Source organism: Longimicrobiales bacterium, assembly GCA_028823235.1.
In the GTDB taxonomy this organism is placed as follows: domain Bacteria; phylum Gemmatimonadota; class Gemmatimonadetes; order Longimicrobiales; family Gaopeijiaceae; genus UBA2589.
On the sequence record JAPKBW010000016.1, the window covers coordinates 46,349 to 66,567 of the forward strand.

Annotated in this window: 19 protein-coding genes; 2 read left to right on the plus strand and 17 right to left on the minus strand. The window is 61.5% G+C overall.

The genetic code is table 11. The annotated features are described in order from the left end of the window. The 14 genes from OSA81_10235 to OSA81_10300 all read right to left on the minus strand — a co-directional run bounded on the left by OSA81_10235 (position 1) and on the right by OSA81_10300 (position 16,632). A complete protein-coding gene (locus OSA81_10235) occupies positions 1–774 on the minus strand; it encodes an enoyl-CoA hydratase-related protein (protein ID MDE0899384.1) in 774 nt (257 codons plus the stop codon). Beyond that, entirely contained in the window at positions 771–1,148 is a 378-nt protein-coding gene (locus tag OSA81_10240) for a hypothetical protein (protein MDE0899385.1), read from the minus strand. Before OSA81_10240 ends, OSA81_10235 begins: the two co-directional genes overlap by 4 nt. Beyond that, entirely contained in the window at positions 1,145–2,539 is a 1,395-nt protein-coding gene (locus OSA81_10245) for a DUF1446 domain-containing protein (GenBank protein MDE0899386.1), read from the minus strand. The genes OSA81_10240 and OSA81_10245 overlap by 4 nt, the downstream gene beginning before the upstream one ends. Then, positions 2,536–4,188, minus strand: coding sequence for a hypothetical protein (locus OSA81_10250; GenBank protein ID MDE0899387.1), 1,653 nt, complete (start codon positions 4,186–4,188; stop codon positions 2,536–2,538). Before OSA81_10250 ends, OSA81_10245 begins: the two co-directional genes overlap by 4 nt. Continuing rightward, positions 4,158–4,574, minus strand: a complete 417-nt coding sequence (locus OSA81_10255; protein ID MDE0899388.1) for a cobalamin B12-binding domain-containing protein — start codon at positions 4,572–4,574, stop codon at positions 4,158–4,160. The genes OSA81_10250 and OSA81_10255 overlap by 31 nt, the downstream gene beginning before the upstream one ends. Positions 4,575–4,587: 13 nt before the next feature. Beyond that, positions 4,588–6,303: a methylmalonyl-CoA mutase family protein gene (locus tag OSA81_10260; protein MDE0899389.1), complete on the minus strand. Its 1,716-nt coding sequence runs from the start codon at positions 6,301–6,303 to the stop codon at positions 4,588–4,590. A 97-nt stretch (positions 6,304–6,400) separates the two neighbouring features. Continuing rightward, on the minus strand, positions 6,401–7,483 hold the full coding sequence (gene meaB, locus OSA81_10265) for a methylmalonyl Co-A mutase-associated GTPase MeaB (protein MDE0899390.1): 1,083 nt from the start codon (positions 7,481–7,483) through the stop codon (positions 6,401–6,403). Beyond that, positions 7,480–9,141, minus strand: a complete 1,662-nt coding sequence (locus tag OSA81_10270; protein MDE0899391.1) for an AarF/UbiB family protein — start codon at positions 9,139–9,141, stop codon at positions 7,480–7,482. Before OSA81_10270 ends, meaB begins: the two co-directional genes overlap by 4 nt. Before the next feature lie 46 nt (positions 9,142–9,187). Then, a complete protein-coding gene (gene mgtE, locus OSA81_10275) occupies positions 9,188–10,540 on the minus strand; it encodes a magnesium transporter (GenBank protein MDE0899392.1) in 1,353 nt (450 codons plus the stop codon). Between the two features lie 142 nt (positions 10,541–10,682). Continuing rightward, a complete protein-coding gene (gene ybeY / locus OSA81_10280) occupies positions 10,683–11,111 on the minus strand; it encodes an rRNA maturation RNase YbeY (GenBank protein MDE0899393.1) in 429 nt (142 codons plus the stop codon). 9 nt (positions 11,112–11,120) lie between these two features. After that, complete coding sequence (locus OSA81_10285; protein ID MDE0899394.1) at positions 11,121–13,439, minus strand: HDIG domain-containing protein; 2,319 nt, start codon at positions 13,437–13,439, stop codon at positions 11,121–11,123. Further along, positions 13,436–14,428 (minus strand): PhoH family protein, encoded by a 993-nt coding sequence (locus OSA81_10290; GenBank protein ID MDE0899395.1) that lies wholly within the window; start codon positions 14,426–14,428, stop codon positions 13,436–13,438. Before OSA81_10290 ends, OSA81_10285 begins: the two co-directional genes overlap by 4 nt. After that, positions 14,429–16,246 carry an aspartate--tRNA ligase gene (aspS, locus tag OSA81_10295; protein MDE0899396.1) on the minus strand — a complete coding sequence of 606 codons (1,818 nt, stop codon included), beginning with the start codon at positions 16,244–16,246 and terminating at the stop codon, positions 14,429–14,431. Then, on the minus strand, positions 16,243–16,632 hold the full coding sequence (locus OSA81_10300) for a VanZ family protein (protein ID MDE0899397.1): 390 nt from the start codon (positions 16,630–16,632) through the stop codon (positions 16,243–16,245). The genes aspS and OSA81_10300 overlap by 4 nt, the downstream gene beginning before the upstream one ends. 105 nt (positions 16,633–16,737) lie before the next feature. On the opposite strand from OSA81_10300, the gene rlmN reads away from it, so the two are divergent. Next, positions 16,738–17,838 (plus strand): 23S rRNA (adenine(2503)-C(2))-methyltransferase RlmN, encoded by a 1,101-nt coding sequence (gene rlmN, locus OSA81_10305; GenBank protein ID MDE0899398.1) that lies wholly within the window; start codon positions 16,738–16,740, stop codon positions 17,836–17,838. Positions 17,839–17,852: 14 nt separating this feature from the next. Here the strand turns inward: rlmN and lepB are convergent, their stop codons facing one another. The 3 genes from lepB to OSA81_10320 are packed head-to-tail and all read right to left on the minus strand — an operon-like array spanning position 17,853 to position 19,822. Then, positions 17,853–18,653 (minus strand): signal peptidase I, encoded by an 801-nt coding sequence (gene lepB / locus OSA81_10310; GenBank protein MDE0899399.1) that lies wholly within the window; start codon positions 18,651–18,653, stop codon positions 17,853–17,855. 60 nt (positions 18,654–18,713) lie between these two features. Then, positions 18,714–19,241 carry a LytR C-terminal domain-containing protein gene (locus OSA81_10315; protein ID MDE0899400.1) on the minus strand — a complete coding sequence of 176 codons (528 nt, stop codon included), beginning with the start codon at positions 19,239–19,241 and terminating at the stop codon, positions 18,714–18,716. Next, positions 19,238–19,822 (minus strand): hypothetical protein, encoded by a 585-nt coding sequence (locus OSA81_10320; protein MDE0899401.1) that lies wholly within the window; start codon positions 19,820–19,822, stop codon positions 19,238–19,240. The genes OSA81_10315 and OSA81_10320 overlap by 4 nt, the downstream gene beginning before the upstream one ends. A 120-nt stretch (positions 19,823–19,942) precedes the next feature. On the opposite strand from OSA81_10320, the gene OSA81_10325 reads away from it, so the two are divergent. Next, the coding region (locus OSA81_10325; GenBank protein MDE0899402.1) for a hypothetical protein at positions 19,943–20,219 on the plus strand (277 nt) is incomplete at its 3' end.

A 20,219-nucleotide genomic window follows, 5' to 3' on the forward strand; every position in this document is an offset into this window, starting at 1 on the left:
TCAGTCCTTCGACTTCTCGAGGAAGCGCCGGACTCCATCTCGGCACTCCCCTGTCACCCGAGCCTCAACATTCACTTCTGCTGCCCTTTCCATGCCGGAAGCGAAGTCCAGACCGTCGAGCTCATAAAGAAGCGATTTCGTCAGAGCCAGAGCTGAAGCGGGCTTCCTCGCCAGCGCGATCAGATAGGCATGGGCCTCCGTCTCGAATGAGGCGCTTGGCCATACTTGGTTCACGAGCCCGAGGGTCTCTGCTCGCACCGCATCGAACCGGTCGCCCTGAGCAACAAGCTCGAAGGCCCTTCCCTCGCCCATCCTACGGCGCAAAATCGTCATCACCAGCGCGGGAACGAAGCCGAGGTACACCTCCGGATATCCGAACATCGCGTCGTCCGTCGCAAGCACGAGATCGCAGGCCGTCGCGAGGCCACAACCACCGGCCAGTGCACGACCGTGGACCACGGCGACCACTGGCTTTGGACAGGACCGGATCTGAGAAAAGAGAGCGCCGAGCGAACGTGCGTCTTCGAGGTTCTCCGCTGTGCCCATGGTTGAGATCTTCTTGAGCTCAGCGAGATCAGCACCAGAACAAAAGTCTTTTCCAGCGCCACGCAGCGCGACCACGCGGACCGCATCCTCGTCGACTGCTCGAGCGACACCTCTCTTCAGCGCAGCTACGAGAGCCCCGTTCAGGGCGTTGCGCTTCTCCGGACGATTCAGCGTCAGGGTCGCTACGCTATCGGCCACATCATAGATGAGAAGCGAGTCGAGGGTCATTTGGGGCTCCATCCCTCCGGTATCCGCCCACGTCCCGACGTCGCCGCAGCGACCTCTTCAGACACCTCCACTTCCATGCGGAGAAGGGCGGTACTGAAGACCTTGCCCTGAGCGTCGTTCATCAGCGACATCGTCCCCCCACCGCCTAACGCACCGTGGAGCAGAAAATTGAGTGCGCTCAAGTTTGGTAGTTCAAAGCGCTCGACAGGCCCCTTGACCATCGAGCCGAAATGCTCCTTCACTGCCTCCGAAGTCAATTGCTCGCGGAGGAGATCGAAGTGCGCGGCGTCGTACGCGATGACCCCTACGTTGGCTGTGTCTCCCTTGTCGCCTGACCGGGTGTGGGCGAGATGGACCATTTGGATGCGAGTCATACGTCACGAACCTCCACCTTCAGGTGGTCCTCGACGACTTCGCGACGCAGAAGCGCCGGCCAGTACGCCATGATTTCCTGGACTCGAGGCCGACCGCCCGCGAAGCCCGTCACCGACGGAGGGCCGGTGAGTACCAGCGGAGCGATCTCTCGGGAGAAGCGCTCTACGGCAGCGCGGTCACTGGAACGTACTCCGACCCGGAGCTGGACTTCCGGGATGTCGGCGGGGGGCGGACCCACCAGGGGTCCGTGTGTGGAATCCCAACCAACGAGTTCGGTCCGGATCTCATCGAACGTGTGTCCGAGTCGATCCAGGCGCTCGCGCAGAATCTTGTCTGCGACCGTCGCTTTCGCGGCTGCATCGGGCCACGAATACGTGAGCGTACCGGTGGCTTTCCATCCGCCTGCATAGGCGATCGACACTTTGAGGAAGTCCGTACGTGGCCCTCCCTTGATCCCGTGTACGCGCACCCTGTCGTTGCCCTGATCGTCCAGATGGATTGTGGTGAAGTCCGCGACGACATCCGGAGTGATGTAGGTCACAGGGTCACCCATTTCATAGACGATCTGCTCGGCGACGGATGCCCGGGTCACCTTGCCCCCGCTTCCAGCGTGCTTCGTAACGATGAAGGTCCCATCCGGACTCACTTCGACGATCGGGAAGCCGACTGCGGCCAGATTGGGGATGTCCCACCAGTCGATGAGGCAATTTCCTCCTGTGCACTGGGCGCCACACTCATTGATGTGCCCGGCCACGACACCTGCAGCAATCCGGTCGTGGTCGTCCGAAGACCACCCGAATTCATGAACCAAGGGACCGTAGGTGAGCGCTGTGTCGGTACTGCGACCGGTCACGATGACGTCCGCTCCGAGACCGAGGGCCTCGACGATGGGCGCAGCCCCGATGTATGCATTCGCGCTCTGGACTTGATCACGAATCACCGAGAGCGGTTCGCCGGTCTCCATATTCGAGAGGTCGTGCCCGGAATCAAGCAGCTCATCGAGCCGACCCATCAGGTCATCTCCGGTAACCAGTCCGACCTTGGCCTTACCCGAAACCCCGGCACGGTGGCCCGCCTCGACCAGCGCATCCGCACATCCATCCGGATTTACCCCTCCGGCGTTGGTCACGACTCGAACACCATCCTCGACACACTTGGCGAAGATGCGTTCCATCAAAGGAACGAAGTCACGCGCGTATCCGGCTTCCGGATCCCTCGCCCGTTGCTTCTGCATGATCGACATCGTGACCTCGGCCAGATAGTCGAGCATGAGGTAGTCAATATTTCCGCCTTGCACCTGGCGGACCGGAGCCTCGGGATCATCGCCCCAGAACCCCTGCCCACTCGCGATCCGTACCAGGCTTCCGTCTCGCCCCGCGGACTGGCTCATCGCACCCCTTCAGGGATCTGGAACGCACCAATATGCGGGCCCGGGTTCTGTCCCGAGGCGCGCAGAAGTAGCCCGAGCGCCGGTCGCAGCTCCTCGGCAAGCACGACCTCATCCACAAATCCTCGAGCAGCCGCGAAACGGGCGTCGAGCTGACGATCATACTCGGCGCGCACCTCGTCCATCTTCATTGTCAGATCCTCGTCAGGCACGAGTCCTTCCTTTTTGAGTTTGTCTAGTTGGCCACTGAACAGGGCCATCACAGCACTGGAGCCTTCCATGACACCCATCCGGCCGGTGGGGAGGGAAAGAATGAAGTCGGGGTCGAAGCCCTGGCCGGCCATAGCATAGTAACCCGCCCCCGAAGCATGATTGAGCGTCAGGACGAGCTTCGGGACCGTAGCCGTGGCCATGGCTTCCACGAAGTCCGCACCGGCCCGAATGATACCCGAGTGCTCCGCCTCGGTACCCACCATGAAACCGGACACGTCCTGCACAAAGAGCAGGGGCGTCTTGTGACGATTCATGGTCTCAATGAAGTACGCCACCTTCCGGGCACTCTCCGTATACACGATGCCACCAAAGTGAGGCGCGCCTCCGCTGGCGGGCTTGAACATGCCGCGAGCGTTGGCAATCACTCCGATAGGGATTCCGTCCAGAAAACCGGTTCCGCAGATCATTTCGCCTGCATGTTCAGGCTGGAATTCGTCAAGCCCCTCGCCGTCGAGAATACAGTCGAGGACCTCTCGGATGTCATACGGCTGCCGATGATCGTCCGGAAGGAGATCGTACAAATCGTACGCCAGTCGCTTCGGTGGCGTCGCCATGCGGTCGGACACTGGGACTTCGACCGGCAGTTCCGAAACCAGTCGGCGAAGGCGGGTGATGCACGCTTGGTCGTCGGGCACCATGTAGTGGGCCACACCACTGAGCTGAGTGTGCATCTGGGCGCCTCCGAGCTCTTCCGAGCCGACCACTTGTCCAGTGGCACCCTTTACGAGGTTAGGGCCGCCCAGACCCATAAACGACGTGCCTTCCACCATGAGAATGACGTCGGACAGAGCGGGCAGGTACGCCCCACCCGCGATGCACGGGCCCATAACCGCGGCCAGCTGTGGAATCCGCAGGTAGCGACGCATAATCGAGTTGTAGTAGAAGATGCGCGCGGCACCATACTGTCCCGGGAAAACGCCTCCCTGATACGGGAGATTCACCCCCGCAGAGTCGACGAGGTAGACAATCGGGACGCGGCAGCGCATCGCGATTTCCTGAGCCCGCAGAATTTTCGTGATCGTTTCCGGCCACCAGGATCCGGCCTTCACGGTCGCATCGTTTGCGACGACGACGACCTCCCGGCCCTCGACGCGCCCGACCGTGGTTACGACTCCTGCGCCGGGCGCCTCGCCTTCGTACAGGTCGTGCGCCACCAGCATCCCGATCTCTACTGCCGGGGCACCTTCGTCAAGGAGAAGGTCAACCCTCTCACGGGCCGTGAGCTTCCCTTGCTTGTGCTGGCGCTCTACGCGCCTGGTGCCACCCCCTTCACGTATCTGGGCCCGGAGTTCCTTAAGCTCAGCGGAAAGAGATGCCAGGCGACCGGAAGCCTCCTTGGCGACACCAGTCACGAAACCGATCGCTGGGCGGCAAACCATTCCGTCACATACGCGATTGCATCGGACGTGGTCGTCCCGGGACCGAAGAGCCGCCCAATACCGCGAGTCCCGAGCTCCGTCACATCGTCCTCCGGGATGATGCCACCCCCGGTAAGCAGTACCTGGTCTGCCCCTTCCTCGTCGAGCAACGCCTTCACCCTGGGGAAAAGCGTCATATGGGCCCCAGACAGTACCGACATAGCAACGACGTCGACGTCTTCCTGCACGGCCGCGCTCACAATCATCTCAGGTGTTTGATGCAGACCCGTATAGATCACCTCGAATCCGGCATCCCGGAATGCACTTGCGATGATCTTCGCTCCACGATCGTGACCATCGAGGCCGGGCTTGGCGACGAGGATTCTGATTTTTCGTTCGTCAGACATGAATTTAATTCACCTAGAAAAATACGGGCTCTTTGTACGCACCGAAGACCTCTTCCATCGCGGCGCGGATCTCATAAAGAGTACAATACACTCGAGCGCAGTCGAGAATTCTGGGGACGACATTCTCGTCAGTTCCACAGGCTGCCGTCAGGGCAGCGAGTGTCTCGGCGACATGCTCGCCGTCTCGGGCGTCGCGCATCTCGGCCATTTTCGCGACCTGCCGCTCTTCGATCTGCGGATCGAGCTTGAGGATGTCGATCTCGAGCTTCCCCGACCCCTCGGTGAAGTGGTTCACACCAACGACTACCCGGTCGCCCGACTCAATCTCACGCTGTTGGCGCATGGCCGAAGCTGCGATCTCCTGCTGGAACCAACCTTCATCGATACCGGCGACCACGCCCCCCATCGCGTCGATTTCATCGAACAGCTCAAGGGCCTCGCGCTCAAGTTCATCGGTGAGTGACTCGACGTAATAAGAACCCGCCAGCGGGTCGATCGTATTCGCGACGCCGGATTCATACGCCAGAATTTGTTGGCTCCGAAGCGCGATGCGAACCGCTTTCTCCGTCGGTAGAGAGAGCGTCTCATCCATCGAATTGGTGTGAAGGGACTGCGTCCCACCGAGGGCGGCGGCCATCGCCTGGTACGCGACGCGAACGATGTTGTTTTCTGGCTGCTGCGCGGTGAGGCTGACACCTGCCGTTTGGCAGTGAGTGCGCAGGCGCCACGAGTCCGGGTTCTTCGCCCCGTACTTCTCCTTCATGCCACGAGCCCAGATTCGACGCGCCGCACGGAGCTTCGCGATCTCCTCGAAGAAGTCGTTGTGCACATCGAAGAAGAACGAGAGCCGTGGGGCGAAACTGTCCACATCCAGTCCGCGCGCGATCCCGCGCTCGACATACTCGAAGCCGTTGCGAAGGGTGAACGCCAGCTCCTCGACGGCGGTAGAGCCCGCCTCACGGATATGGTATCCGGAAATCGAGATCGGGTTGTACTTGGGTGTGTGCTCGCTGCACCACTCGAACATGTCGACGATGCACCGCAATGCAGGCTCGGGCGGGTACACCCAGGCGTGCTGCGCCTGGTACTCTTTCAGGATGTCGTTCTGCACCGTCCCTCGGAGCACGCTGACATCGACTCCCTGTCGCTCCGCCGCTGCCACGTAGAAGCAGAAGAGAATGATGGCAGGTCCGTTGATGGTCATGGAGACCGAAACCTGATCGAGGGGAATTCCGTCGAACAGCCGTTCCATGTCCGCCAGCGACGAGATCGCGACACCACACACCCCGACCTCACCAAGCGAGCGCGGGTGGTCAGAGTCGTATCCCATGAGGGTCGGGAAGTCGAAGGCGACGCTCAGCCCGGTTTGCCCGTGCGCCAGCAGGTACTTATAGCGCTCGTTCGTCTCCTCAGCGGTCGCGAAACCCGCGAATTGACGCATGGTCCAGAGTCGCGTGCGATACATCGTCGAGTACGGCCCGCGTGTGAACGGGTATTCGCCCGGGTATCCGAGGTCTTCTCCCTCTCCGGTGACGTCCAACTCGGTATAGAGCGGCCGGACCTCACGTCCAGAGACGCTCGTGAACAGGGCGTCCCGCTTTGGCGTGTCGTCGTACGTCTCTTCCCACTCCGAGAGCTCTGCTTTCAGGCGGGCGATCTCGTCCGCCTGGTCCTGAACACGGCCTTCGAGCTGCGTCCGGTCCAGTAAGCCTTTTTCGATGGTCGACATATCTACTCCTGAATGCTTCGAACTCTAGGGAAGATACCGCTGTTTTCGATGTGAGCGCAGGGGTTATGCCGCTATCCGCTCTCGTTCCGGCTGGCAATCAGCGCAGTAGTGTCTCAAGAATTTCGCGCGCCGCCGAATAGGGTGTTCCGGTGCCGGACGCGATCCGCTCCACTCCGGACTCGAGCAACACCGTTGCTTCCGGGGACCGCCACGCTACTCGGCGCAGCTCGCGGTCGACGACATCGCGGATGCGAATCGCAGCCCGTTCTCGTCTCCGGGACGCAAGCTGGCCACTCTCCGTCAGGAACATCCGGTGCGACTCGATCGTTTCGAGCAGCTTCGGAACACCATCCTCGGTGAGAGCAGTTGTCGTCAGGACCGGAATCTCCCACCCATTCGGCTCGGGCGCCGGGGCGTCCGTGTCCTGCTCTTTCTTCAAGACTCGACTCAGATCAACACCGTGATGGGCAGGAACGTCCCTCATGGCGCTTCCGGCACGGAGGTGCAGCGCTTGCCTGAGTTCCTTGACCAGCTTGGGCGCGCCGGGCCGATCCGCCTTGTTCACCACGAAGATGTCGGCAATCTCCATGAGGCCCGCTTTCATCGCTTGAATGGCGTCGCCCGATTCCGGGACGAGCACCACGACCACCGTGTCGGCTGCTGCGGTCACCTCAAGCTCGGTCTGGCCGACTCCGACCGTTTCTACCAGGACGCGGTCGAACCCAAACGCGTCCATGAGGTCAACCACTTCTTTGGTCGTGGTGGCCAGGCCACCCAGTGAGCCACGGGTCGCCATCGACCGGATGAAGATGCCCGGGTCCGTCGCGATGTCATTCATACGAATTCGGTCGCCCAGCAACGCCCCGCCTGAATAGGGCGACGTCGGGTCTACCGCCACGACTCCGACGTGCTCCTCTGCCGCTCGATAAGCCGTTGCGATCGCCGCTACAAGGCTGGACTTGCCGGCCCCCGGGGGTCCGGTGAGCCCCACCCTCATCGCCTTCGGGCCCGTCTCCATTACGGTGTGGAGCAGTTCCTGAAAACCCTCTCGCTCATTTTCTACGATTGAGATCGCGCGGGCGAGAGCGAGCGTCTTCCCTTCCCGAAAGCGTTCTAGCGTCTGGGCAACCGCGGGATTCAAAGCATTGGACACCATGGTGTCAGATCCCCGCCGCGTCACCGTCGCTCATCCGGCCGGATGCCGCGTGCATGTCGAAGAGGATTCTCGAGAAGATGAGTCGGAATGAAGAGCACAACGATGAACATGATGAGTGCTGCGAGCAGGCCAAACCCTAGCAGCCACCAATTCCTCAACGCTATGAAAAGAATCGAGGTAATCACCGCGGTGACTGAGGCGAAAATGCTGAGCAGGAGCCGGCGGGCCTGAAGGTGCAGAAAGCGTTCCTGGGCCTGAATATCTCTGGGATGAACCCGGACGCGAAGCTCCTCACGCTCAGCGCGCGTCACAAGGTCCCGCACGGATCGCACGACTGACTGAGACTCCTCCACGAAATTCTTGGCGATCTGCGCGGGCTGCCTATGGGTCATCTTCAGCAGCTCAACTTTGTTTTCCATCACCACGCCACGGATGAACGAGAGCCCATCGAATCGCCGGTCGTAATTGAAGGCCAAGCCTTCGATAAGGGCCGCAGTGCGGAAGAAGTAGACCAGATCCTGTGGCAGGACGAGCGGCCACGTGTAGAAGGTGTCGAGCAACTCCGCGATCACGTCGTTCACGATGACGGAGTGGTTCGTAGTCTTAGCCCGATCCACGATGCGCAAGATCTCGGTGGCGGCCTCGCGAATCTCGCCTCGGGACACCTCCGCGCTGATCATCCCCAGTCGATACATCTCGTTGATGACAGCGTCGATGTCCTCGCGGCCCAACGCGAGTACGACACCGAGGATCGATTCACGAGTCCAACGTGGCACTTCCAGCACCGAGCCCCAGTCGATTACGACGAGCGTGCCGTCCTTCTCCACCAGAAGATTGCCGGGGTGAGGGTCCGCATGCATGAAGCCATCGACCATCATCATCCTGAGATAGACGTTGGTCAGCGTCTCCATGACCTGTCGAAACGAAAGCCGTCCCGACTCGAACTGGGCGTGCAGACGATCGATCTTAGTTCCTTCGATCCGCTCCATGACGAGTACTCGACGTCGAGTGAACTCGTCGAACACTCTCGGCGCACGCACCTTACGCTGGTCCGCGAAGGCTGCCCGAAAGCGGGCCACATTCAACGCTTCCTGTTCGAAATTCATCTCGTCTTTGACGCGAACCGAGAACTCACGAACGACGTTTGTGAGGCCCCTCACATGATGATTCGGGAACGCGATGTTGAGCCAAAAAAGGAGTCGGAAGGAGATGTCGAGATCGAGGGCGACGGACGCCTCGACCCCGGGCCGCAGCACCTTTACGACCACGTCCTGCCCGTGAACCCTCGCTCGGTGCACTTGCCCCAGACTGGCTGCTGCCATCGGCTCGTCCTCAAACGTCTCGAAGAGATCACTCGTGAGAGAACCCAGTTCTGCCTCGATGACGCGGCGAATTGCCTCTGCTGAATCGGGGGGGACCCGGTCCTGTAGCTTAGCAATTTCAGACAAGTAGGGCTCAGGCAGAATGTCGGCCCGGGCACTCAGGAGTTGAGCGATCTTGATGAACGTAGGCCCCAGTTTCGCCAGCGTGCCGGAGAGCTTCTCCGCCCTCTTGGCGTGGTGCTCGACCGAACGCACAGCCGGCCGGCCGAACAGAATGCAGGAACGGCGATCACGGAGAAACGCGATCGCGAATGGGGTCAGCCGTCGCAGCACCGACAGCGATCGTCTTCGTCTGCTCATCGTGGACACTCAGCGCGCATAGCCCGACCGAGGCGCGGCGATGCGCTCAGTTGAGCAAGAGCTTCGACGCGAGCCCCAGAAGAAGGAAGAATCCGCACAGATCCGTGAGTGTGTGAACGAAGACCGATGAGGCAACAGACGGATCTACCCCTATCCGGTCGAGAGTTGCCGGTACGAAAGCTCCGGCGAAGCCGGCCACGACCTGGTTGCCCCACATCGCGAGCATCACGACGAGGCCGAGCATCGGACTCCCGTCGACTATAATCGCGAGCACGGCGATCCCAACGCCGAGCACACCACCAATGACAAGACCGATCAGGATCTCTTTCAGCACGAAGCCATGCGCGCCTCCGGGCCCCTCGATGGTCAGGCGGCGAATTGTGATCGCAAGCGACTGTGTGCCGGAGCTCCCGCCGAGAGCGGCGATGATCGGAGCGAGGAACGCCAGCGTAATCACCTGCTGAATGACGTCCTCATATACCAGAATGACCAGCGCCGCGAGTGAAGCAGTCACGAGGTTGAGAACGAGCCAGGGAAGCCTGGTGCGAACCGACTCAACCCAGTTGTGTCTCAGTTCATCCTCGTCCGCAATACCAGCGAGTCGGAGGATGTCCTCTGTCTGCTCTGCCTCTAGGACATCAATTACATCATCGAACGTGATGCGCCCGAGGAGATGCCCATCGGGACTGACCACCGGGATCGCCGCCAGGTTGTAACGAGAGATCAGCCGACTGACTTCTTCTTGATCGTCGTGGGGGTCGACGGTCGCGACCGGCTCGGTCACGAGGCCATCGATGCTCGACGACGGGTCGGCAATGACCAGGTCGTCCAGGCGTAACGTGCCGAGCAGCCGCCTGCTGCCGTCAACCACGAACACGGTGTAGAATTCCTCGACCTCGCGGCCCTGAAGCCGCACCTGTTCCAGAGCCGTAGCCGCCGACACAGATCCCTCGACCGCGACGAGGTCGAGAGTCATGAGCCCGCCTGCACTCTCCGCGTCGTACTGGAGCAGCCCAATCAGATATCCGGCGGTCTCGTCCGGCAGCGCATCCAGAAGCTTCTTCTGCTCAGGCGGTTCGAGTTCGCCAATCAGGTCGGCGGCGTCGTCGTCTGCGAGGTCTTCGAGAAGTTCGGCTCCCTTCTCGGTTGTAAGCGCGGCCAGCAGGTCTCCGCGGTCCTCGCCGTGCTCCATCTCGGCCAGGGTCTCTCCCGCGACCTCTGTGGGCAGCGCCGACAGGAACGCGACCCGATACCTGTCCTCAAGTCGCTCGACGATGTCAGCGAGGTCAGAAGGATGAAGATCGCCCACCAACAACGAAGCAGCAGCGAGGTCGCTCTCGGCCAATAGGGCCTCGATTCGGCCCTGCACCGCCTCGTTGTCGTCGCGGACAGGTTTCATCGGGTCTCTCGTGCGCGAGGGCGAAGAATCGGATCCAGAGCGGGTCCGACCGAGTCCTTGAAGATCCCGGCGGACTCGAACCGAAGCAACCCACGGTTCGGAGCACTCACACCCCGATCAGGACAGGACCTCGGTCCGCGTTTCAGATCGTGAGAACCTCGCCGAGCAGGCGCTCCTGAAGCACGAACATCGGACTCTCATTCGGCTCGGCGCCATCGGGATGATCGTGTCCGAGCACATGGAGGGTGCCGTGGATGGCCAGGCGCGCCAGCTCGTCACTCAAGCTAATCCCGAGTTCAGTAGATTGCCGAGTCGCCTGGTCGAAGCCGAGGTAGACGTCTCCCATGAGAGCTTCCTCGTCCAGCGAAAAGGCGATGACATCAGTTGTCCGATCCCGATCGAGATATTCGCGATTCATTTCACGGATCCCGGGGTCGTCCAGCAGGGTGATGCTCACCTCGCCCCCATCTACTCCTGCGTCGATCAGTGCATGCGCCACCGCTCGCTCGAGAAGTGCGTCGTCGACACCCGGGAAGTTCCCGGTGTTGACGACGACTTCGAACTCATTCACCGGGGACGATCAACTCTCTTCGGATTTCCGGTCGACTGCAGTCACCGTAACGCCAGCCTCAAAGGGCTCTGCCTCGGTATCGTCCTCGGCGGCCGCCTGATCTGCCCCGTTCTTCTGATCTGTGAGATGCCGCGTCTCCGGATACTCAATTCTTCGGTGCACGACCCCGCCCAGAATTTTCACGAACTGCTCCTTCACGCGGGCGACCTCCTCGAGCGTCAGAGGTGCTTCATTGAGCTGGCCGTCCGCGATCTTACCTTCCACGACCATGTTGATCAGGTCTCGGATCCGGTCAGAGGTCGGGTCCTCCATGGCACGGGCCGCAGACTCACAAGAATCGGCCAGCATGACGATCGCGGCCTCTTTCGACTGAGGCTTCGGTCCCGGATAGCAAAAACGGGCCGGATCAACATCACCGTCTGCTTCTTCAAGCGCCTTCTGGTAGAAGAAGCCGACCCTCTGCGTGCCGTGATGCTCAAGAATGAACTGAGTGACGACCGCAGGGACCTTCGCCTCTCGGGCCAGACGAACTCCCTCTGTGACGTGCTCCCGTACGATCGAGGCGGACGTTTCCGGCTTGAGCTTGTCGTGCGGGTTCCGGCCGGCGGGCTGATTCTCTACGAAGTAGTGCGGCTTCAGCATCTTGCCGACATCGTGATATAGCACGCCGACCCGGCACAGCAGGCCGTTCCCGTCAATTTCGGTCGCCGCCGCTTCGGCGAGATTCGCCACGTTGATGGTGTGTGCGTAGGTCCCGGGCGCCTCCATCGAAAGGCGCCGCAGCAGTGGGCGTGTGGGGTCAGCCCATTCGAGAAGCGTCTGGTCCGTGGTGATCCCGGTGAACAACTCGAACACCCATAGGAAGCCTACCGCCAGCAATGCGGATACCGTCGCATTTGCAGCTATCGCGATCGTCCCACGCGCGACCGTGATAAGCGGGAGTGACATGGACAGGCCCCAGGCGAGGGACACGAGGCTCGCAGCGGCCGTGATAATCGCGATAGACACCCAGGTCTCCGATCGCCGTCGGACGGCACGCACACTCATGGCGGCAGCCGCCCCACCCCCCATGACGACAAGGACTGTGCCGTAAGAAGGAAAAGCGGGAAGTGTCCCGGTGATCGCAGCCAGAACGAGCACGAGCAGAAGTGCCATCCGCGTGTCCCACAGCACGGCCACCGGCAAAGCAACGAAAGCGATGGGAAGCAACTCTGTTAACAGATCGGCGCGGGCAATACCGTACGCCGCTCCGAAGTAGGCAGCCGTCAGCAGCGAAAGCATGATAAGCCATCGGAAATTCGCATAGACCTGCGGGCGACTGAACAGCAGCAGTAGTCCGAAAATCCCCAGGAGCATGAACGCCAGCAGCCAAGAGCCGATGACGGCCGCCACCAATGGGCCCTCGCCCTCGAGCATCCCGGCGTCCCGCAGGGCGTTCTCGTAGGCATCGAGGCGCTCGAGTGTCTCGGGTCCGATTGGGTCAGCCGCGCGAACAATGGCCTCACCCTGCAAAACATCACCCTTGGTCATTGCGACCGATCCAGTGGCCGCGCTCCGATCGCGTTCCGTCGCGACGACGTTCGGGACCAGGCTGTATTCGAGATGGAAAATCAGGATGAGTCGCAGCAGATCTTGAGATTCCGGAGGGAAGTCGAGTGGCAGGAGCGACACAGCCTCCACATAGAAATCCCGAGAGGTTCGAAGATCACTGACCTGCCGCGTCTTCTCCCCGGTATCGACCCCGGTGCGAACGTAAATCTGATCGGTGGTGACCGTGGCCAGTTCGGCCGGGTCCAGCATACCGCGAGGGATAACTTCGGTCGCGGCGGTCCGGGCGGCGACTCTGAGCGTGGCCCGCAGGTCGTCGTCCAGCAGGTACTCCATCTGTGACGGGACCGCCGTGATGCGGCTCATCTGTAGAATGCGGCCCATCCCCAGTGTGTCTCCCGCCACGGCAGCAGTGTCGAGACGGTCGAAGAAGCGCCCGAGTCGAGCCGCGACGGAGTCACCCGCGACGGGACGCTGGTCGAAGGTCCGCGGAACAGCCTGCGCCGCCTCTCGCCGATCGCGCTCGAGTTCCGCAGCCGTCTTGGGGACGCTGAAGCGAATCAGAGAGATCACATCTTCGGGGGCGACCATCCCCTCCGAGTACGGCGTAACGTTCATTCCCTCGACTGGCGGGAAAAGCACCGTCACCATGCCGGAGAGCGCCACTAGCAGCGCCACGCGAGCCCCATGATGGCGCACGCGCGCACCCAGCGACGCGCCCGGATCACCGGAAAGCGACCTCAACATCGACAGGGGACGCTCTTCCTTTCGCCGACTCACGAGTCCGACGCCTCACCGTCCGCGTCGTCACCACGCTCGTAGGCCCGAATGATGTCCTTCACGAGCCTGTGCCGGATCACGTCCTTCGCGTCGAGATACGCGAATTCGATCCCGTCGATGCCACCGAGTATCTGCTCCACTTCGAGAAGTCCGGAATCCGACTTCCGCGGCAGGTCGATCTGTGTCGTGTCTCCCGTTATCACCACACGGGAATTCAACCCCAGCCGAGTGAGAAACATCTTCATCTGAGCACGTGTCGCATTCTGCGCTTCATCGAGGATGACGAACGCATCGGACAGCGTCCGCCCACGCATATAGGCGAGTGGGGCGATCTCTATGGTCTGATCCTCCAGTGCACGCCTAACTCGATCGAGCGGGATCATGTCTTCGAGGGCATCGTACAGGGGGCGCAGGTACGGATCGACTTTCTCCTGGAGATCGCCCGGCAGGAAGCCCAAGTTCTCGCCCGCTTCAACCGCGGGTCGTGCCAGCACGATTCGCTTCACGCGCTTCTTGTAGAGCGCATCGACCGCAGCTGCGACAGCCAGGTAGGTCTTCCCTGTCCCGGCGGGCCCAATGCCGATCACGACGTCGTTGCTCTGGATCGACTGGATGTAGCTCCGCTGCCCGTCAGATTTCGGTACGATGAGCTTCCGAGATCCCGGAAGCGCAATCCTCACCTCGTCGTCCGGGTGGACGATACCGTCGGCTCCGAGGGCATTGACCCCCTCGGCGAACCGAGCAATATCCGGCGTGTCGAACGGCGCCCGAAGACGCGCCAGCTCCACCATGTGCTGAGCAACCGGGACCGCGCGCTCCACCGAGGGCAGCTCACCGGAGAGAATCAAGTGATTTCCCCGGATCACCACACGCACCGAAAAGAGCCGATTGAGCTCATGCATGTTGCGGTCATTGACGCCCGCAAGCATCAGAGGGTCAGCGCCCTCCGTGTCCAGTCGGTGTTCCACCATCGTATCGCTGTTCGCCATTCAATCTCCGGGGAGCGCCTGGGCTCCCTGCTCGTCTTCGTCCTTCGCTCGCACCATCAGGCCGAGAGCGTCCAACTCTTCGGCACCGACCCTGGTCGGTGCTCTCTCGAATAGAGCCCGTGCAGCCGTCGTCTTCGGGAAGGCGACCACATCACGAAGGCTCATCGAGTTCGTGAAGCGCTGAACGATACGGTCGACGCCCAATGCAATGCCACCGTGAGGAGGGGCACCTGCCGCCAAGGCGTTTAGCAGAAACCCAAATTTCTGCTCGATTTCCTCATCCGAGATCCCCAAGGCACGCAGCACGGTTCGCTGAAGTTCCGGGTCGTGAATTCGGAGGCTCCCTGACCCAAACTCAGTTCCGTTGTAGACCAGGTCATACGCTGTGCCCCGAACCCGTGCCGGATCGGTCTTGAGCAATTCGATGTCATCAGCATGAGGCATCACGAACGGGTGGTGGCTCGCCGCCAGCGCTCCATTGTGCTCATCGAACACCGGGAAATCCGTCACCCACAACCATGCGTGCTCGCGCACCACCGGCAAATCCATGGTTTCCGCAGCCACGATTCGAATCGCATCGAGCGTGACCGAGGTCAGGGAGTCTGGCCCGGCGGAAACGAGTGCCAAATCTCCCGGGGCAAGCCCCATAGCCTGGGCGTTCTCTGGCGCCAGGAACTTCCCTAGCGGTCCGGAAGTCCCCTCCTCTGAGCACTTCGCCCAGAGGAGTCCCGGCGCACCGGAAGCCTTGGCCACCTTCTCGATGATGTCAATCTGTCGACGAGAAAGCCTCGCCCCCCCCTCAAGGTGGAAGCCACGAACACGGCCGCCCGCGTCTACCTGACTCCGAATGATGCCAAAGTCGATGCTCGCCGTGGCCTCAGTCCAGTCATGGATCTCGATCTCGTAACGCAGGTCGGGTCGATCCGACCCGTAGCGCTCCATCGCCTCTGTCCAGCTCAGGCGAGGGAACGGCAAGGGCGCGTCAATCCCCGCGACCCCAGCGAGGCGGGCCATGAGTTTTTGAATCCAGACCAGAATGTCCTCGACATCGACGAAAGACGCCTCGACATCGATCTGCGTGAACTCTGGCTGACGGTCGGCTCGGAGGTCCTCATCGCGAAAGCATCGAGCGATCTGGAAGTACCGATCGAAGCCGGCGACCATGAGCACTTGCTTGTAGATCTGGGGACTCTGCGGCAGAGCGTAGAACTCACCGTTGTGAACACGACTCGGAACTAGGTAGTCCCGCGCCCCCTCCGGTGTCGCCTTTGTCAGAATCGGAGTCTCAACCTCGATGAATCCGTGCTGGTCCATGTAGTTCCGGACCTCAAGCACGAGCTTGTGCCGGAGGATGAGATTCTCTTGAAGCTCACGGCGTCGGAGGTCGAGGACACGGTGCTGCAGACGGAGCTCCTCGGCCGGCAGCTCATCTTCTGGAGCCTGATAGACCGGGATCTCAGGCGTCCGCGCATCGGACAGGATCTGGACTGTGGCAGCCCGAAACTCGACCTCCCCGGTGTCCATATCCTGGTTGCGCGCCCCGTCGGGGCGAGCCCCGACGATACCACGGACCAGAATCACGTCCTCATGGCCGATCGTGTGAGCCCGTTCCATAGACTCAGGCTCCGTCCAGTCCGGGCCGAACGAGACCTGCACAAGCCCACTGCGGTCGCGGAGGTCGACGAAGAGCAGTCCCCCCAGATCGCGACGTCTGTGCACCCAGCCTGCGAGTGTTTCCGTCGCACCCTCGTCGGATGCACGGAGTCCGCCGACCATCCGGCTCCGCAGTTCGGTCTTCTCGATGTCGATGTCCGTCATTGCAGCGATTCCTTCACTTCCTTGGCGTATTGAAGCCGGCCCAGAACGGCCAGCATCGTTCCATACCCGATGGAGAGCCCGACGACATCAGCAATCCAGTCGACGAAGTCAGGTTGTCTCCCCGGCACATACATCTGATGAAACTCGTCGGAGATGCCATAGAGCGCTCCCAGCGCTAGCAGGAGAACGTGGGGAATGACCCCCGGCGCACGATTTCGTCCCCATGCAAGTGCAACCCCCAGAACCCCATAAAGCACGAAGTGTCCGAACTTGTCACCGTACGGAATTCCGAACCCGGACCCGGCGCGCAGGTCCGGGACCGCACTCAACAAAAAAAGGACGGCTGCCCATGCGGCGGCGGGGGCCCATACACTGAATCGATTCACTAGGTCTTCTTTTCCTGTTCGGCGGAGCAAGCCGCGGAGCGGCTACGTCACCCGTCGCTGGGCGGCTAAGTTAAACGGCTGAAAATCACGATTCAAGCAAGACAAATGCCAAAAGAGTTCCGACCTGACCTGCTCTCCATGACGCCCGACGCTCTCAGAGCGGCCGTCAGCGAGCATTTTGCGTCCCGCGGGCAGCCCGAATATCGGAGCAGACAGGTCGAGCGCTGGGTGTTCGAGCGCCTGGTCCAGTCCGTGGACGAGATGACCGACCTGCCCGCGGATGAACGTACCGCTCTCGGAGAGGCTTTCCGGATTTCGGAGGCCGAAGCGCAGACAATCCAACGCAGCAAAGACGGCACAGTCAAGCATTTGTGGCGCCTGGAAGACGGAGAGCTCGTCGAATCCGTCCTGATTCCCGCGAAGAACAGATTGACGCTGTGCATCTCCTCCCAGGCCGGCTGCGCCATGGGCTGCACTTTCTGCGCAACCGGGTGGGGCGGCTTTGATCGACAGCTGACCGCGGGTGAGATCGTGAGCCAGTACCGGGCTTCACGGCGCTGGGCCGAAGAGAACAACTACGGTCCGATTTCAAACATCGTGTACATGGGGATGGGCGAGCCGCTCTCAAACCGAAAGGCGGTGCATCCCTCATTAACAATTCTGAACGGGGGCTACGGCGTCGGCGCTCGCCGAATCACCGTCTCGACCGTCGGCGTCGTGCCTGGCATCCTCGAGCTGGCGAAACGTCCAGAGCAGTTCCGGCTCGCCCTGTCCCTTCATGCTCCATCCAGCAAACTCCGCCGGGAGTTGATTCCGCTCGAAAAACGGCACCCGCTCCCCGAAGTGCTCCACGCACTTGAGCAATTCGATGACGGTGGAGGAAAACGAATCACCTTCGAGTACACGATGATCGACGGTGTGAACGATGCCGTCGAACTGATCGAACCGCTTGCTGCGCTGGCCAACCGGGTGCGCGCGTTCGTGAACCTGATCCCCTTCAATCCGATCCCCTATCAAGACTGGGGGCCGTCACCGAACAACCGGATTCGGGCATTCGCAGAAGGACTGGAGCGACTAGGGGTATCCGTAGCCGTTCGAGAGACCCGCGGCCGAGATATCGATGCGGCGTGCGGTCAGTTACGCGGTCACACCCTGGTTCAGATCGAGAACAAGACCGCCGTCAGCGAGGACTCGCCGCCGACATAAGGGGCTAGCGGCCCCTAGCGGATGACTCGACCGATCCGACCCCAGCGCACCTCACGGAGTGCAGGAAAAGGCCGGTAGGAATCTTTGTTGTACGAGTAGTAGGTGAAGACCGCCCTGCCCTCGAGACGCCAGCCCTCCAGCAGTCCCCAGTACCTAGAGTCGAGACTGTGCTCTCGGTTGTCCCCGAGCATGAAGTATCGATCCTCCGGGATCACGAGCGGCCCCCAGTTATCTCGAGTCGGCGCATAGCTTCGCCCGTCCGCGTCACCGATGAGGTGGTCGCGCTGCCAGACCATCCATGGATGGACATCGTCACCGTCACCGTCATGAATGGCGTACGGTTCGTCCTGAACCTCACCGTTGACGTACAGGACACGGTTCCGCATTTGAAGCGTGTCGCCCGGCATCCCAATGAGACGCTTGATCAGCATCAGGTCGGCCTCATGCGGCGGATCGAAGACGAGCACATCGCCCCGGCCGGGCCGAGAGTATCCGGGAATCCGGATGCTCATCCCTGGAATCTGTGATCCGATAGCGACCCGATTGACCAGCAACATGTCACCGACCAACAGCGTCTCCTCCATCGAGCCGGAGGTGATCACAAAAGTCTGAACCAGAAACGTCCGGAGGAAAAGGAACAGCGCCACGGCAATGACGATCGACTTCGTCCACTCGGCGGCAGAGTTGGGTTCACCATCGCGTTCCACCCCCCGATCCTTACGGCGCTGGGCCGCAGCTTCCCGGGTGCTGGACGGCTCGACTTTCGGGGCGTCCTCTGCCTGCGCTTTGTCCTTTTTCGCCATCGGTTGCTTCACGTCCCCGCAGGGCTCCGTTGGTGACCAGACTATCCCCGATGGAGATTCCGAGGACCGTCGCTAACTACCGAACCACGAGCGGGGATGCCACCACGGTCGGCTACCAGCAGGGGCGTCGTCCTCCGACGACACGTCGGGGTCCCACTCCTTTCCCAATACTACGGAAACATCGACATAGAGATTCGGGTCCGGATCGGACTGGACGTTACTGATTCCGAGAGCCTTGGCAACGGCCTGAGCCATGTCGGGCCGCCCGACGTGATCGATCACAACAGAAGTCTGCCCTCGTTCTCTGGCAGACGCATTCCCCCAGTGAACGACATCGAAGCCGTCAGCCCGTAACCGCCGCGTTGCCGATCCAGCCATGCCAGACACGTCCCCGCCATTCCGCACGTCGACCCGAAGGAGCCCTTTGGTCCAGCCCTGTGGCTCCTGAGCGGCCGGCTCTTGGTCGCCGCCCGAAGCCACGAAGAAGACTCCGACGCCGACCAGTAGGAGGACCAGCAAGGCCACAGCGCCGACGCGACCCAACTTCATGCGTCTGGAGGCTTGGCGTTGATCACGAATCACTCGACGGCCGCGCGTCATAGCGCATCCTCGACCAGTCGATTCCAGAACGCGACCGTCCGCGGCAAGATAGTGCCCCCTCGCTCGACCACGTTTCTGATCCGGGCCCCGGCGATCTCCCGCGCGACCACATTCACCTCGGAAGGCATGCGCCCCCGCTGATCCTCACGCCACTCGGTGAAAAACGACCGGCCAGGCTCGAGGAAGTCCGCGCAATAGAGTGCGCGGCCCATGAGGCCGAAGTCAGGGTCACCAACCGTGTGCCCCGAAATCGCCCTAAGCAGTTCACCGTCCATCACACCGTCGATTCGGAGTTGCTCGGCTGCAGCCGGCCCATGAAGAATCGGATCCGGGAGATCAACCAACGTCGGCGGCAGACGACGTCGCAGGGCCTCGGGTGTCGCGTCTCTGAGCGCATCATGCAGAAAGCCCACGGCCTTCCAGCGGACGCGGTCCTCCTTCGATAGTCCCAACTGGTCGGCCCAAGCACCTAGGAGCGTCGATACGCGACCCATGTGCGCCCGGCGCGAGTCACCGGCAACTGCCCAGGCAGGCAGATCACCGTCGGAGGCACGCGTGACAATCTCATGGATGCTCGACAACGTGTGTGGGGGCTTGGGTAAACAGTTGACGTCGAGGACCTACGATATGCCTTTGGCCCTGCTGGCTCCAGCTTTCCGTAAGGCCCTCCACCCGCAGGTGGCTCAACCATACCTTTGGGTATGACCATCCGCTGGGACGCCCTCCTCACCCGCCACCTGGCCGCGGAGTTGAACGACACGTTCTCCGGGGCTCGATTGCGCGCCATTCGACTGGACGGCCGCACACGCGACGTGCTCCTGTTCTTCCGAGATCGCACCCTCCTATGGCGACTTCATCCGGACCGTGGGTACCCGCTTCTCCGCGAAGCCATCGAGCCTGAATCGGCAGATCTACGGCTGAGATCTCGTGTTCGCTCGGTCCACGCGCCCGACGACGAGCGGTTACTGACCTTCGAAT